10 protein-coding genes are annotated in these 15,732 nt (G+C 36.4%); 3 read left to right on the plus strand and 7 right to left on the minus strand.

Translation table 11 applies throughout. The features are described 5' to 3' along the window. Positions 1 to 133 precede the first annotated feature (133 nt). The gene (locus BW932_RS06950) at positions 134 to 2,656 is read left to right on the plus strand and encodes an ATP-dependent Clp protease ATP-binding subunit (RefSeq protein ID WP_076386758.1); all 2,523 of its coding nucleotides are present in this window, start codon (positions 134 to 136) and stop codon (positions 2,654 to 2,656) included. Between the two features lie 160 nt (positions 2,657 to 2,816). Here BW932_RS06950 and BW932_RS06955 read toward each other — a convergent pair whose 3' ends face one another. The 5 genes from BW932_RS06955 to BW932_RS06975 all read right to left on the minus strand — a co-directional run bounded on the left by BW932_RS06955 (position 2,817) and on the right by BW932_RS06975 (position 9,488). Then, on the minus strand, positions 2,817 to 4,187 hold the full coding sequence (locus tag BW932_RS06955; protein ID WP_076386759.1) for a tetratricopeptide repeat protein: 1,371 nt from the start codon (positions 4,185 to 4,187) through the stop codon (positions 2,817 to 2,819). Between the two features lie 99 nt (positions 4,188 to 4,286). Then, positions 4,287 to 5,669, minus strand: a complete 1,383-nt coding sequence (gene glmM / locus BW932_RS06960) for a phosphoglucosamine mutase (protein ID WP_076386760.1) — start codon at positions 5,667 to 5,669, stop codon at positions 4,287 to 4,289. 452 nt (positions 5,670 to 6,121) lie between these two features. Continuing rightward, entirely contained in the window at positions 6,122 to 8,158 is a 2,037-nt protein-coding gene (feoB, locus tag BW932_RS06965; protein ID WP_076386761.1) for a ferrous iron transport protein B, read from the minus strand. A gap of 38 nt (positions 8,159 to 8,196) precedes the next feature. Then, positions 8,197 to 8,451, minus strand: a complete 255-nt coding sequence (locus BW932_RS06970) for a FeoA family protein (RefSeq protein WP_076386762.1) — start codon at positions 8,449 to 8,451, stop codon at positions 8,197 to 8,199. Positions 8,452 to 8,591: 140 nt separating this feature from the next. Further along, the gene (locus BW932_RS06975) at positions 8,592 to 9,488 is read right to left on the minus strand and encodes a GLPGLI family protein (RefSeq protein WP_076386763.1); all 897 of its coding nucleotides are present in this window, start codon (positions 9,486 to 9,488) and stop codon (positions 8,592 to 8,594) included. A gap of 131 nt (positions 9,489 to 9,619) precedes the next feature. Between BW932_RS06975 and BW932_RS06980 the strand changes: the two genes are divergently transcribed. Then, positions 9,620 to 10,117: a DinB family protein gene (locus BW932_RS06980; protein ID WP_076386764.1), complete on the plus strand. Its 498-nt coding sequence runs from the start codon at positions 9,620 to 9,622 to the stop codon at positions 10,115 to 10,117. 60 nt (positions 10,118 to 10,177) lie between these two features. Here BW932_RS06980 and BW932_RS06985 read toward each other — a convergent pair whose 3' ends face one another. Continuing rightward, positions 10,178 to 12,883, minus strand: coding sequence for a Plug and carboxypeptidase regulatory-like domain-containing protein (locus tag BW932_RS06985; protein ID WP_076386765.1), 2,706 nt, complete (start codon positions 12,881 to 12,883; stop codon positions 10,178 to 10,180). A 168-nt stretch (positions 12,884 to 13,051) separates the two neighbouring features. Between BW932_RS06985 and BW932_RS06990 the strand changes: the two genes are divergently transcribed. Next, a complete protein-coding gene (locus BW932_RS06990; RefSeq protein WP_076386766.1) occupies positions 13,052 to 13,933 on the plus strand; it encodes a cupin-like domain-containing protein in 882 nt (293 codons plus the stop codon). Positions 13,934 to 14,010: 77 nt separating this feature from the next. Here the strand turns inward: BW932_RS06990 and BW932_RS06995 are convergent, their stop codons facing one another. Next, entirely contained in the window at positions 14,011 to 15,708 is a 1,698-nt protein-coding gene (locus BW932_RS06995; protein ID WP_076386767.1) for a M14 family metallopeptidase, read from the minus strand. Between the last annotated feature and the right edge of the window lie 24 nt (positions 15,709 to 15,732).

Consider the following 15,732-nt stretch of genomic DNA (forward strand, 5'->3'; position numbering starts at 1 on the left):
TGGGAAACAAACGTAATCATTTTGAACGAGATACTCAAATTTTTATCTGCCATAAAGTCATTTATTATTTTTGGTAAAGTATTTGTAACTTTGATATTATCATTATAGATTTTTAATTTAAGAAACAAAATATATGGACCATAAATTTTCAAATGGTTTGGATCAAGTTTTCAAACACAGCAAAAATGAAGCAAGACGTCTGCAAAGTGAATTTCTGAATACCGAGCATTTTCTTTTGGGTATTATAAAATCAGAAAGTTCCGCAAAAGAAATCTTGAATACTCTGGGAGCAGATTTAACTCAAATAAAAAGAAAAATCGAAACCTTAGCTGTAACCAGTTTAAACCCTTTCGCCGTAGAAAGTGAAAAAATCTCATTTACCAAAATGGCAGATCAAGCCATAAAACGGTCTGAACTTGAATGCAGACAGTACAAAAGTACTGAAATTAATACCGTACATCTGTTGTTGGGAATTTTGTATAAATCAGAAGATCCTACCACCAACATTTTAAGCTCGTATGATATTGATTATGAAAGCGTAAGCAAATCATACCTAACGATTCTAAAAAACTCTGGGCAAAACCCGAAGATGAGTGCTTATGATGACGATGAGGAAAGAGAAGAATTCGGACAAATGCGCAAACCCACGGGAAATCTCGGCACAGGGAAAAGCAAAACACCAACTTTGGATAATTTCGGACGTGATCTAACTTCACTTGCACGAGATGGGAAGCTGGATCCTGTAATTGGCCGCGAAAAAGAAATCGAGCGGGTTTCCCAAATTTTATCAAGAAGAAAAAAGAACAATCCTCTTCTAATCGGTGAACCGGGAGTTGGTAAATCGGCAATTGCTGAAGGTTTGGCGCTAAGAATTCAACAGAAAAAAGTATCGCGCGTTCTTTTCGGAAAACGAGTGATCACTTTAGATTTAGCAAGTTTGGTTGCCGGAACAAAATACCGCGGACAATTCGAGGAAAGAATGAAGGCAATCATGACCGAACTGGAAAAAAGCCGCGATGTTATCTTATTCATCGACGAGTTGCACACGATTGTAGGCGCTGGAAGTTCTACCGGAAGTTTAGATGCTTCCAATATGTTTAAACCAGCTTTAGCAAGAGGTGAAATTCAATGTATTGGTGCTACAACTTTAGACGAATACAGACAGTATATTGAGAAAGATGGAGCGTTGGAAAGACGTTTCCAAAAGGTCATGGTAGAACCGACTTCCGTGGAAGAAACGGTGCAGATTTTAAATCAAATTAAAGACAAATATGAAGATCACCACAACGTAACTTACACCCAAGAAGCGATCTTGGCTTGCGTAAACTTGACGTCGCGGTATATTACTGACCGATTTTTGCCCGATAAAGCGATTGATGCGATGGATGAAGCGGGATCTAGAGTGTACATTAAGAACATGAAAGTTCCGAGTGAAATCATCGAGTACGAAAAAAACATCGAAGAAATTAAAGAAGCCAAACAAAAAGCAGTTAAAGCGCAAGATTATCTCGAGGCACGAAAACTGAAAGATGAAGAAGAAAGATTGCAGATCGAACTGAATCTCGCACAAGAAATTTGGGATAAAAATGTAAAAGAGAAGAAAGAAGAAGTCTCCGAAGAAAGTGTAGCAGAAGTAGTATCGATGATGAGCGGAATCCCAGTTACCAAAGTGGGGAAAAATGAGCTCGATAAACTCGCACAAATGGACGCAATGCTGAACGGAAAAGTAATCGGACAGGAAGATGCGGTGAAAAAAGTGGTGAAAGCCATTCAAAGAAACAGAGCCGGCTTGAAAGATCCGAACCGACCGATCGGTACCTTCATTTTCTTGGGAACAACCGGTGTCGGGAAAACCGAACTGGCGAAAGTGATGGCGAGAGAATTGTTCGATTCCGACGATGCCTTGATCAGAATCGACATGAGTGAATACATGGAAAAATTTGCAATCTCGCGATTAGTAGGTGCGCCTCCAGGATATGTTGGGTATGAAGAAGGAGGTCAGTTGACAGAAGCTGTTCGTAGAAAACCTTATGCGGTAGTACTTTTAGATGAAATTGAAAAGGCACATCCAGATGTTTTCAATATTTTATTGCAAATTTTAGACGAAGGTTTTGTCACCGATTCATTAGGAAGAAAAATAGATTTTAGAAATACCATCATTATCTTAACTTCCAATATTGGTACGCGAGATTTAAAAGATTTCGGCGATGGCGTTGGTTTTGGAACAATTGCGAAAAAAACCAATACCGATGCACGAGCAAGAACTACGATTGAAAATGCGCTGAAAAAAGCTTTTGCGCCAGAATTCTTAAATAGAATTGATGATATCGTCATCTTTAATAATTTAGAAAAAGATTCGATCTCGAAAATTATCGATTTGGAATTGGCGAAATTATACAAAAGATTAGAAAAGCTCAATTTCAAAGTAGAAATGACAGATGAGGCCAAAGAATTCATCGGTGAAAAAGGTTGGGACAAAGATTTCGGAGCACGACCTCTGAAACGTGCGATCCAGAAATATATTGAGGATTTACTGGCAGAAATGTTGGTTAATAAACAATTGGTTGAAGGCGAAACCGTACTCTTGAAACTTAATGAAGCAAAAGATGCTCTAGAAGGAACAACTCCTTCAAAAGAGAAAACGAGCGCAAAATAAAAAATAAACTTCTACAAAAGAAGCCTTGTCATTTTACTTGACAAGGCTTTTTTGTTGATTATTAGTAAGGAAATCATCAAAATTTAATCGCTTATTGCAGCGATTATAAAAAAAGAACGCACCCAAAGAGATGCGTCCTAATCAAGATTGGTTTATCCTTTTATTTCTTTTTCGTTTTTACTTTTTCAGCCTCTTCTTTGATGAAAGGATATTTTTGCTTCATTCCTTCCAACAGGTTTGGATCGAGTTCTAAAGCAACTGCAAGAGCTTTTCGACCGTCTTTTTGATTGTTCAGATGAAAATAACAGTTGCTTAACTGATAGAATAATTCTGCGCGGTTGTGCATTTTTGTTGCTTTTTTTAAAGCTTCAACCGCACCTTCGTAATCACCAGTCACCATTAAAACTTCTGAATACGCATACCAATTGTAGAATCTTGAAGGTTCGAAATCGACCACCATTTTTATACATGCTACACTTTCTTCAATATTACCAGAAGCGATATAGAGAAAAGCCAATCTTTTATGATACTCCAAGTTAATATTGTTGAGTAAAACCGCTTCCTTGGTAAAATGAATCGCTTCTTTTACGCTCCCCATTTCCTCATAAATATAAGATTGCTCTATCATCGAAAGATAAAACTGAGGATCATCTCGCAGCGATTTCTGAAAGGCATTCAGCGCCAAAACGGGCTGTTTGTTTTCTTTGTAACACAAACCAATTTTGTAGAATGTAAAAGACTTGGTGTATTCTAAAGCGAGCATTTCTTCGTACACTTCTACTGCTTTCAACCACTCTCCCATCGCTTCATAACACGCAGCTTTATTGGCATAAACTCCTACAGATTGCGAATTGATTGCCAAAAGATAATCAAAACCTTTGATGGCTTCTTCATAATTTTTGCGGTTGAAATAAAACTGTCCATACTCTAACCATCCCGTTTCGGAGAAGGAAAATTTATCGAGATAATCGTTTAGAAAATCAATAGCATCTTCGCCTCTGTGCAGCGAATTATAACAAACCATTATATTTTCTAGCGCATAATCATCGTTATGCTCAATACTTAAAGCAAGCTGATAATGTTTCAAAGCGGTAAATGGATCTTCCAAATTCACATATTCATCGGCCATGAAATTATGCAGAAAATTTTCTTCTTCCTCCAATTTCAAAGCAGCTTCGCAATATTCGATGGCTCTTCTCGGATTCCCAAGATTGGAGTAGTATTTTGCACAACATACCAAAAAATCGGTACTTTCCATGGATGATTCTTTCAATTCATCCATAAGTTCTTTTGCAAGCGTATAGTTTTCGAGCTCTAAGAGAACTTCGAATTTCTTAATTTTTATTTCCAGGGAGTCTGGGTGAAGATTCAGGGCATATCTTACTGCAGTCTCCGCAAAAGAGATGTCGCCCATTTCGAGATAATAAATAATGATGTCCTCATATTCTTCGGTGTCGAAGTAGAGTTCCTCACTATTTTCTATCATTTCTTCGAACTTTGTTACGAGTTCATTCTCAAAAAATTCTTCCAATATATTTTCTCAATCTTCTTTACAAAGTATGAAATTATCTTACAGACTTCGTAAAAAACTATTTTAATTAAACTTGACTAAAATTAATAAAAATCTGAATTAAATCAAACTTTTTATTTTCTCGATCATCTGATCTCCCAAATGATCAGCTTCTTCCTGTGAAAAAGCTTCGGTATAAATTCTGATAATCGGTTCTGTATTCGATTTTCTTAGGTGAACCCAGTTCTTTTCAAAATCAATTTTCACGCCATCAACAGTGGAAACCTCTTCATTTTGATACTCTTTTTGCATTTTAGTTAAAAGTGAATCCACATCGATATCCGGAGTAAGTTCAATTTTTTTCTTACCCATAAAATAACTTGGATACGTTGCGCGAAGTTCAGAAACGGTTTTGTTTTCTTTTGCTAAATGCGTCAAAAATAAAGCTACACCAACTAAAGAATCACGGCCATAATGAAGATCTGGATAAATAATTCCGCCATTTCCTTCGCCACCAATTACGGCGTTTTTTTCTTTCATTAAAGTTACCACATTCACTTCGCCAACTGCACTCGCAAAATATTCTGAACCATGGCTCTTCGCTACATCACGCAATGCACGACTCGAAGAAAGGTTAGAAACGGCAACTCCTTTTTTATTTTTCAACAGATAATCTGCAACGGCAACCAACGTATATTCTTCGCCGAAAAGTTCTCCGTTTTCATCAACTAAAGCCAATCGATCCACATCGGGATCAACTACGATTCCAACATCTGCTTTCTCGGTTTTCATAAGTTCGCAAATATCTCCCAAATGCTCCTTCAAAGGCTCTGGATTGTGAGGAAAATGTCCATTGGGTTCGCAATATAATTTCACTACTTCACAACCTAATTGTTCTAGTAACTGCGGAATTGCAATTCCACCTGTAGAATTCACGGCATCCACAACGACTTTAAATTTTTTCGCTTTAATGGCTTCTGCATCTACCATTGGCAAATCCAGGATCTGTTGAATATGAATATCGAAAGCATCGTCTCGGGTTTCATATTTTCCTAATTCATCAACTTCAGCGTAATCGAAATCTTCACTTTCTGCTAAAGCCAAAACTTCTGCGCCATTTTCACCGGTAATAAATTCACCTTTTTCGTTCAATAATTTCAACGCATTCCACTGTTTTGGATTGTGGGAAGCGGTGAGAATAATTCCACCATCTGCTTTAAGTTCCGGCACCATTATTTCTACGGTTGGAGTTGTAGAAAGTCCGAGATCAACGACATGAATTCCTAAACCTTGCAAAGTTGCAGTCACCAAAGAATTAACCATCAAACCTGAAATTCTGGCGTCGCGACCGACAACAAGTGTCAAATCTTTTTTATTTTTATTGTTCTGAAGCCAGGTTCCAAAAGCGGAAGCAAATTTCACCACATCGAGTGGCGTTAGATTTTCATCGGCTTTCCCACCGATTGTTCCGCGAATTCCAGAGATACTTTTAATTAAAGACATAAAATATTTTTATTAAATAAGTTGGTTTTGCAAAAATACGGAAATTACAACAGATTTCTGTTTTCAAAAAACAGATTCAGCGAGCGGTTTCTATAAGTAGCCTCAAGAACATCCGCAATCCTTATCACAACTCGAATCATTTTTCTTAAATTTTTTCAAAGAAAGATTTTTGCGAATGATTTTATAAAGAAAATATCCTGCAAAAATAAAGACGAGTACAATGAAAATGTATTGGATGGTTAAAGAATTCATAATGTTTGATCTAAGAAAATTCAACTTGCTAAAACATTAAAAAGTTGTTGGTCAATGTCCACATTCTCGATCGCAACCAAATTCTCCTTTCTTTGGTTTTTTGGAAGAGAAATTTCTAGCGATGATTTTAAGTAGAGAATACCCCGCAAACAGAACAATTACTGCAATAATAAAATACTGAATCATCAGAGAATTCCCCATTATTTTAATATTTGATAGATGATTAAAGAGGTAATATAAGCCAATCCCGACATGCCAAAAAGCTGTGCTATTGTCCATTTCCAGGACTTGGTTTCTTTATAAACGACGGCCAAAGTTGAAACACATTGCATGGCAAAAGCGTAAAAAAACAAGATAGAGATTCCGGTTGCAAAACTGAAAACTTTTTCGCCATTTGGTTTTACATCATTCCGCATTTTATCGATAATTTTTCCTTCAGGCGCTTGATCGTCTAAACTATAAAGTGTTGACATCGTTCCCACAAAAACTTCTCTCGCTACAAAACTTGTTAAAATTCCAACGCCCATTTTCCAATCGTAACCTAAAGGCGCAATTGCAGGTTCTATCGATTTTCCCATTTTTGCAAGGTAAGAATGGTCTAATTTCACATTGGTTGCAACAAATTCTTGATCATTTTGTTTGGGACCGATGTAACTGAAAAACCAAATTACAATACTGAATAAGAAAATAATTTTCCCAGCGCCGGTTACAAATTCCCATACTTTTCCGAGAACGATTTTGAAATCATATCCGAAAAGCGGCATTTTGTACGAAGGCAAATCCATCACCAAAAACGAAGCGCCTTTGCTTTTAATAATTTTTTTGAGGATCAATGAGGCAATTAAAGCAGTGAAAAATCCTACAAAATACATCGCCATCAAAGCCAATGCTTTGTAACTGATGCCCACGAAAAACTTATTGGGAATAACCAGACCAATAATAATGCTGTAAACTGGAAGTCGCGCAGAACACGTCATAAAAGGTGTTACAAGAATTGTAATCAATCTTTCTTTGACGTTTTCTATATTTCTGGTGGACATAATTGCCGGAATCGCACAAGCTGTTCCAGAAACTAAAGGGACGATGCTTTTTCCATTGAGGCCAAAAGGTTTTAAAAAACGGTCCATTAAAAAAATTACTCTCGACATGTATCCGGAATCTTCCAGCAAATAAAGAAAGTAAAGCAATATTCCGATTTGGGGCGCAAAAACCATAATTCCACCTAAGCCGGGAATAATTCCATTGGCAACTAAAGAATTGATGGGTCCTTCTGGTAGATAAGTGTTTGCTGCGGTTGATAACAAAAGGAAAAAATCGGAAATCCAGTTCATCGGATATTCTGCCAAAAAGAATACACTTTGGAAAATAAACAATAAAATGGCGCCGAAAATGATATATCCCCAAAACTGATGCACGAGAACTTTGTCTAATTTCTCGGTCAAAAGTTCTTTAAACTGTATTTTTTTCGATAAAACTTTAGAAATTATTTTATCGATATTTTGGTAACGTCGAATGGTTTCCTGTGTTTGTAATCTTTTGGGAACAAGACACTTCACCTGATCATCGTTCATCTGCTCTTTTACCGTTTCCAACTTCCCGATATACGTTTCGGAGGACAGCAAAGTCCAGATTTTATACTGGTTTTCTTCTTTTGTTTCTGACAAAATTTTAAAAACCAAGCCTTTTTGTTCTAAAGGGATTTCGAAAGAAACGGTTTCGGATTTTGTAAATTTATTTTTAAAAATTTCTTCCCGAAGTTCTTCAATTCCCTGGTTTTGTTTCGCATTCGACTTTAAAACAGTGACTTTTAATTCCTTGGAAAGTTCTTCGAGATTAATGTTGATTCCTCTTCTTTCGGCTTGATCGATTTGATTAACGACCAATAAAATCGGAATTCCTAAATCCTGAATCTGCTGAAAAAGAAGCAATCCTCTTTTGATGCTCAATGCTTCTAGGATATAAACTACCCCAGAATAATTCTGTTGCTCATCAATTAAAAATTTAGAAAAAATCGCTTCATCCTCAGAAGTGGGATAAACGCTGTATGATCCTGGTAAATCGACCACTTCAATAGATTCGCCTTTGTAATCGTAGGTTCCGGAGTAACTTGCAACGGTAACTCCCGCGTAATTACCGGTTTTTTGCTTTTTGTTGCACAACAAATTAAAAACCGTAGATTTTCCCACATTGGGGTTTCCGACAAGAAGAATCTGTTTATTGATAGAAGTTTCTGGCATTTTTCTTCATTAATCCATTACGAATGATTAGAAAATTTCTAGGTGAGCTGAGCAACAATAATAAAGCGAGCTTCTTCTTCACGAAGTGCGATTCTGCTTTTTTCGTCGCCAAATTCGATATAAAGAGGTCCTTTGAAGGGAGCTTGGTAAAGAATTTTGAAAGCTGTTTCTGGCAAAAGTCCCATTTCGATAATTTTACTAGGCATTCGGAGGTCATCGTTTTCATAACCCACTATTTTTCCCGGTTTGTCTTTCGGGTAACAGCATAATTTATTAGATATGTCGCTCTTCAATTCTTTAAAATTTGTTAGGCAAAGATAAGTTATTTAAATCTAATCTAAATAAGGATTTCTCGCAAAATGATTAATTTCATAAAAAACCCTGAAACAAAGCTGAATCAAGGTTTTAACAATTATAAAATAAGAGAGGAATATTATTTTTTGACTTTGGCAGGAGTTGCCGGAATTTCGATAGGATTGTTATTTGCACTAAAGAAATCTTTGAGCATTTTCTCCTGTTGCTTTACCATATCGCCAATGGTCGTATCACTTCCAGGCATTTTTTGAGCAAGCATTTCAGGTTTTAGTAATGGTCTTGTGGAGGCAAAAGGATCTTTTTTGAATTCGGTGAATGTTTTATCGAATTTCTCCCGACTCACTTCCTGAACTTTTCCGCCGCTTCCTCCTGGAGAAATGGTTTCGATATAAGTTGTTTCGTTGAAATTGGGTACTTTTTTATTTCCTTTTAGTTCCCATGAGTAATTTTTAGCTTCATCCTCTACTTTCACGATTAAACCTGGAAGTCCGTTAAATTTGTAAGGACCATCCTGCAAAGGAATATCTGAAGTAAACCAAGCGTTCCATTTTCTGCCGCCAAATTCTGTAGTGGCTTTTTGGGTATTGTAGGTTCCGATCTTTGCTTTTTCGTTAGAAATTTTCCAATCAAATTTGGTATCGTCGTTGTAGCCAATATTCATGGGAGTAAATCCGCTGGAAATTCTTTCTACATACTGAAGTTTCATGCCTGGATAAAATTTATAAACCTTTTCTGAAAATTTCGGCATTGTAATGCTTTTCGAGAGGTCTTTGAAAACGCCGGCTTTCTGCATTTGATCCACCTGAATCTTCAAAATAGAATCCTGTGCAACCAAAGTATAATCGCGGTAAATCGATTTGTCCTTCGTAATGTCGAGAATCATCATTACTTTATCGAGTTTTGCAGAATCTTTTTTGGGCTTAAATGTTAATTCATAAAAAAACCTGTTCGCGGTTTCCTGTGCATTTAGACCCATGAACGCTGAGAACAATAAGAGGGTGAAAATCTTTTTCATTTTAAATATTTTCTAATTAGTAATGGAATTAAAATAATTGTTACAAATTTCAAGAATAATTTGAATTATTTTTTTACTTATTTCTATTAAAAATCAATTCTACCTTCTTATCTTTAATAAAACAAAATTATATGGAAAGTTTAGCCCACCTAAAAAAAGAATTTGAGGACGAATACCAAACAACAAAAAAATTTTTAGCGGTTTTTCCCGAGGGAAAAAATGAGTATGCACCGCATGAAAAAAGCATGAAACTGATGCCACTTGCAACCCATGTCATCGAAATTTTCGGCTGGCCAGAAATTGTAATGAAAACCGAAAAATTAGATTTTGCAGCCGGTGATTACCAACCAACAATTCTGGCTACAAAAGAGGAACTACAAAAGAAACTCGAAGAAGATTACGCAAAAACGAAAGAAACTTTCGACCACACAACTGAGGAAGATCTGAGCGGAAAATGGTCGATGAATATGGGAGAAAAAATTCTTGCAGAATACACCAAATACAGCGCGATGAGACATGCATTGAACCAGATTACGCATCATCGAGCACAATTAGGAGTTTACTATCGGTTAAATGAAATTCCGGTTCCGGGAAGTTATGGACCGAGTGCGGATGAATCTGAGTTTTAAAAATTAATCAAAAATTCCTGACCAAAACTGATCAGGAATTTATTTTAAGGGGAAGTTCGCTTATTTAAAATTAAACTTTACCGTAAACATCACTTGACTTGGGCGCAACTGCATTTTTGTAAAATCAGTAGAAGTTGCATTGATTGCAAAACGTTCAAATACTTTTCGGTCTGCAATATTTACCCATTTTAATTCGAAATCGATTTTCTTTTTGGACCACGTGTATTGGTAAGACAAATCGTAGAAAGCATTGCGGTACGTTGATAAATTATTACCGGAATTGATCTGATCCCAAGTAAAACCGATGGTATGATTTGCCAATGGATAAAAATAGGTGCTTAAATTATGGTTGAAACCTGAGTTTCGGGAATCATTCAGTTTACTGATTTGGTGACTCCAGTTAAAGGACAGATTATAATCAACACTCATCCAAGAGAAAAAAGTGTTGTTAAACTTGAATCCAGCATTTTGCGAATTCACTTTATTCAAAAAGAAATACTCCACATTGTTCTGATCGGTGGTTAAAGCGTCTGATTCTGAAATGGAATTGTTGAAATTTAAAGAAGCGTTGGTTTTAAAAGAAGGAAAATATTTACCGATTTCGGCACCCATTGTGTTCGAATTGCTTTGGTTATCCTTCTCGATAAAGTTGGTTAAAATAAAACCAGCTCCATTATTGATCGCGTTTCCGATGATGTTTCTATTGGTCTTGCTGTAGCGATAACTCACATTGAAAAACAGGTTGTTCAGTGGATTTCTGTATTCTAGACGTGAACCTACAGATTTAGAGCGTGTTTCCGGAATCGGGTTATTTGCTGACATTGCCGAGGGAGCAGTGGGCGAGGTAAAAATAAATCCTGCGTAGCTGTCTTTCGTATCTCCAAAACTGTAATTAAGGTTTGCACTTGCGCTCAATTTCCAAAAAGAGGCAAAAGAATATTGTGTAAAAAATGAAGGTTCGAAGGTGAGTTTATTTATTTTTTTCGCAACATTTCTATCCGCATCATCTGCTTTGATATTATTGAAATTAATAGGCACCTGAGAATACAGCAACCACGCCTCTCCTTTGTAATTAATTCCCAAAGAAGCGTAAGGAACCGCGTTGGTAAATTTTAGATTGTTTTCGTAATCTCTGCCATAAGGTGAAGTGATTCCGGCATCGATGGTAGAAAATTGACTGTTCAGCTGATCGGTAAGAAAATTGAATCCAACTTCTGGCGTGAAAGTCCATTTTTTCAGAGAAAATCCAACGCTTGCAGAATGGTTAATTTCTAAAGATTTAATGCTGAGATTTTGCGCAACAGCATCGGTATTTTCAAAAAGAAAATTTCCGGGATTGGTCAAATCATTAAATTTTAAATAAGAAGATGGCGAAATCTGTAGCGTTTGTTTATCGCTTTGGTAACTCACATACGACATCAGATTTACCAGCTTTTCTTTCCATGGAATGATGGTACTTAATGAGTTTTGAAAAGATGAAGTCGGCGATTCTATTGCTTCTGCTCCGTTTCTGTTTCCAAAAATATCATTTCTCATCACTTCTGCACGATCTGCATTCCAGAATTGAGAAAAGGTGGTTGCGTTTTTGAAAAATCCTTTTTTTGCATTTTTCGTAAAAATCACTTCCCCTTTTGCTTTGTCGGTATAGAAATTATTGAAAATATTCGTTAAATACTGTGCGCCGTTATTCAGGAAACTCGTCGTTTCCGAGTATGATTCTCGTGATACTGCATTGTTCGTATAACTTGCGTTGGCTTTCAGTTCCCACTCTTTACTTTTGAAAGGATTGGTCAGGAGATTTGCAGAAAAATAATGCACACTGTTCATCAAATATCTTTTCTCGGGGAGATTGGGTGTGGTCGCTTCTTCAACATTCAGCCAGGAGTTTTGGGAAACATTTCCACGCCTTCCTTCGAACCGGTTTCCAAAAGAGAGAATGTTGCCTTCTTTTTCTACGGTTTCGCCATTATTATTGGTTTTATAATTGATGACCCATTGGTTTTTTTGTCCGAAAAACATGGGCGTTAATTTTACATTCCAAAGCCAAGGTTCTCCGAAACCTGTTCCCACTTCTCCGCGACCGGTCATGGTTACGGTGTTTTTAAGTTTTACATTAATGGCGGCGTTTTCGGAAGGAACTTTATCCTGAAGAATTTTTACAGGTTGATGATTTTCCATCACTTCTACTTTTTGTACCGCATCTTTCGGCAAAGAATTATTGATGGTTCCGTAACCACCTTCCATTAAATCTTTTCCGTTGACATAAAATTTATTGATGGGTTCACCTTGGTACAAAACGCTTCCATCAGTATTCACATCGATGCCCGGAATTTTCTTCAACACATCCGCTAAAGTTCGGTCGGCTTTGCTTTCAAAAGCTTTTAAATCATATGAAATGGTATCGCCTTTTTTAGTAATCATTTTGGTTTTCAACTTCACTTCTTTAATCTCAGTCGCATCAGACTCCATCGTAAAATTAAGATTCTGCGTCTGATTTTTTATCGATTTGAAAAGTGGTTTTTGATTAAAGGCTTTGATTTTTAAATCTACATTTGAATCAGGCGAGGTAAAAGTAACCTTATACTCCCCTTTCGAATTGGAAATAGAAAATGCCATAATCGCATCTTTTCCTTGTTCTTCAATCGTTACACTTGCACTAGGAATTCCCTGTCCATCGGCGTCGGTGATTTTTCCGGTCACCACAGTTTGGGCGTGAGAAATAATTACAAAGAAGCACGTGAGGATCAAAGTAGAAAAATGTTTCATGAAGTCTTTTTTAAAATTAGTATTGAATTTAGAAATATTGTTACAGATGCGTGAATGAAGTAAGATTCATGACTGCGCAAATACACAGATCGGAATTGATAAAAACTATTATTTTTTTCCCCGTTAAAAATACTTTTACCTAATTTTGTGCCTTAACATTTACGTAACATGGGACTTTATTTAACACCTATCGAGGTTGTAGAAGACATTTCGAAAGAAGATTTTCGACAAAAATATTTGCTGCCACGCAAACCGGTAATCCTTAGAAACATGGCAAAAAAATGGCCGGCTTACGAAAAATGGACGATGGATTACATGAAAGAAGTAGTGGGAGACGTAGAAGTTCCGCTTTATGATTCATCAAAAGCTGACCCTTCTGCACCGATAAATTCTTCTGCAGCAAAAATGAAGTTTACCGATTATATCGATCTGATAAAAAACTCACCAACTGATTTAAGAATATTCCTTTTTGACCCTATAAAATCGGCGCCGAAACTTTTAGAAGATTATATTTCTCCAAAAGAATTAATGGGCGGTTTCTTAGATAAATATCCCGCGATGTTTTTTGGTGGAAAAGGTTCTGAAACTTTTCTTCATTTTGATATTGATATGCCTCATATTTTTCATACCCACTTCAATGGGAGAAAACATGTTTTGCTTTTCGATTACAAGTGGAAAGAACGGCTTTATAAAATCCCTTTTGCCACTTATGCTTTGGAGGATTATGATATTTCAAATCCAGATTTCGAGAAATTCCCTGCTTTAGACGGGATTGAAGGTATTGAGTGTATTCTGGAACACGGCGACACTTTATTTATGCCGACTGGATGGTGGCATTATATGAGGTATTTAGACGGCAGTTTTTCAATTTCGCAAAGAGCGTGGGATAAATCCTGGGCGGTCAAAGCGCACTCTTTGTGGAACCTTTTGGCTCAAAGAAACTTCGATAATTTCATGAAAGGGAAATTCAAGAAAAAATACATGGATTGGAAAGAGAAAAAAGCAATCGAACATGCAAATTATGCGTTCAAAAAAGGGTTACCCAAATAAACGGACATTCCTTTTTGATGTAAAAAAAACCTTTCAATTTCAACTTGAAAGGTTTTTTTTAATTTTTGACCACCCAATTATAAAACCCTATAAATCGGATATAAACCAACACTTCCTTCGTAGTACGGTGAATGTTTGTACACCCAATCCAATTGTGCTTTTCCGTCTTTTGCAAAATCGGGATTCACAATTTTCTCCATTTCAAATGCGGTGCGCAAAACCGAATTATTTTTCAATAAATCCGCTGCGGTATCTTCGAAAACGTAATCGGAGTAATATTCTTTTTGTCCGAGCGTTGCATCGAAGAAATTCCAGTTAAAAAAAGAATCAGCTGCTTCTGGCTCCAAAGTTTCTAACAAATATTTCACCCCATTTTGTTGGGTAGAAACTAAAAAATCTCCTTTTCTAAAGTTGACGTTTTTGGTTTCAGCTTTTACTTGAGTGTCATAATGAATGTAATGGCCTTCGTAAGGATTTTTGACCGTTTTGAAATCTGAAATCTTATATTGTTGTGAAAAAATGATGGAATCTTGCTTCATTTCTTTCACCATAATGTTATTCCGTTTCAAATAATCCAAGACTTTTTTTTCGGATTTCGGAATCACATAATAGGTTGGAATTGCAATTTCTTTCGTGGAAATATACTGGTTATAAAATTTCACTTTTCTTGTAAATGGTTTGTTTCTGTCGTAGAAAAGTCTTGGTTGGCCAGAAACTTCACTTGTTTTTTTTCCTGCTTCAAAACCTTTAAAATCGATCATTTGATAATTGGTACTGTCCACTTTCCATTGAATAGGATATTTCATTTTCGGTTGATAATCCTTCAAACTTTCCACCATTAATTTTTGAATTTCTTTGGCGTTTTTTTCGGTATAATTAATGGAGATCAACATGTTTTCATAAGTAGCACGAACGCGATCTCTGTACGGTTTCAGCATGTGCGTTTCGGCAACCGTTCCCATCGTATTAAAAAGCGTGGTGTAACCTGTTGCATAACGCGGAGAATCCATAAAAGTAGGGAAACCTTCATCGGGAGAATCACCATGAATATTGACATAAGGCGTGGTGAGAATTCCTTTTTTTTCTAAAGTCTGCACAATTTCCGGCTGCATTTTTTCATTAAAATAATTGCCCAAAGTTTTTCCCAAACGTTCTTTATTGGTAGAAATATAGGTGAACAAATATTGATAATCTGCACCGTTGGAAACATGATTATCAATAAAATAAATTGGTTTGAAATGTTGAAAAATACTTTGAAAAGCTTTCGCATTCTCGGTATCATTTTTAATGAAATCTCTATTCAAATCATAATTTCTCGTGTTTCCTCGGAAACCGTATTCTTCGGGACCGTTTTGGTTGGCTCTACTGAATTTTCCGCGGCGCAACATTCCCGAAATGTTGTAGGCTTGCATTGCTACAATTTTTAAATCTTTGACCGAAATTTTTCCAGTTGCACAATCGCGCATCAACATCATGGTTGCATCGATTCCATCGGGTTCTCCGGGATGAATTCCATTATTGATGAGGATTACGGGAACTTCTTTATTTTTTGATGGATTAAAAATCACGACTTTCATAGATTCGCCGTTATCATCAGTTCCGAAAGATTCTACAGAAATCGTTTTGAAATTCTGAGCCAAATCATCGTAATATTTCACCATTTCTGCATAAGTGGTGGTTTGGTTTCCATTGCCTTTTTCGAAAGGCGTTTGAAGTTTGGTTTGGGAGAAAAATGAACAAGAAATGAAAAGGAAAAGTGAGCTTAGAAGTTTCATCAATTTAAATTTTAACGAAAATAC

It is taken from the genome of Kaistella chaponensis (assembly GCF_900156725.1).
GTDB lineage: Bacteria > Bacteroidota > Bacteroidia > Flavobacteriales > Weeksellaceae > Kaistella > Kaistella chaponensis.

Coding starts and splice junctions, on each gene's coding strand:
- BW932_RS06995 (WP_076386767.1), bottom strand. CDS start 15,708: ATGAAACTTCTAAGCTCACTTTTCCTTTTCATTTCTTGTTCATTTTTC.
- glmM (WP_076386760.1), bottom strand. CDS start 5,669: ATGTCTTTAATTAAAAGTATCTCTGGAATTCGCGGAACAATCGGTGGG.
- BW932_RS06985 (WP_076386765.1), bottom strand. CDS start 12,883: ATGAAACATTTTTCTACTTTGATCCTCACGTGCTTCTTTGTAATTATT.
- BW932_RS06990 (WP_076386766.1), top strand. CDS start 13,052: ATGGGACTTTATTTAACACCTATCGAGGTTGTAGAAGACATTTCGAAA.
- feoB (WP_076386761.1), bottom strand. CDS start 8,158: ATGCCAGAAACTTCTATCAATAAACAGATTCTTCTTGTCGGAAACCCC.
- BW932_RS06975 (WP_076386763.1), bottom strand. CDS start 9,488: ATGAAAAAGATTTTCACCCTCTTATTGTTCTCAGCGTTCATGGGTCTA.
- BW932_RS06950 (WP_076386758.1), top strand. CDS start 134: ATGGACCATAAATTTTCAAATGGTTTGGATCAAGTTTTCAAACACAGC.
- BW932_RS06980 (WP_076386764.1), top strand. CDS start 9,620: ATGGAAAGTTTAGCCCACCTAAAAAAAGAATTTGAGGACGAATACCAA.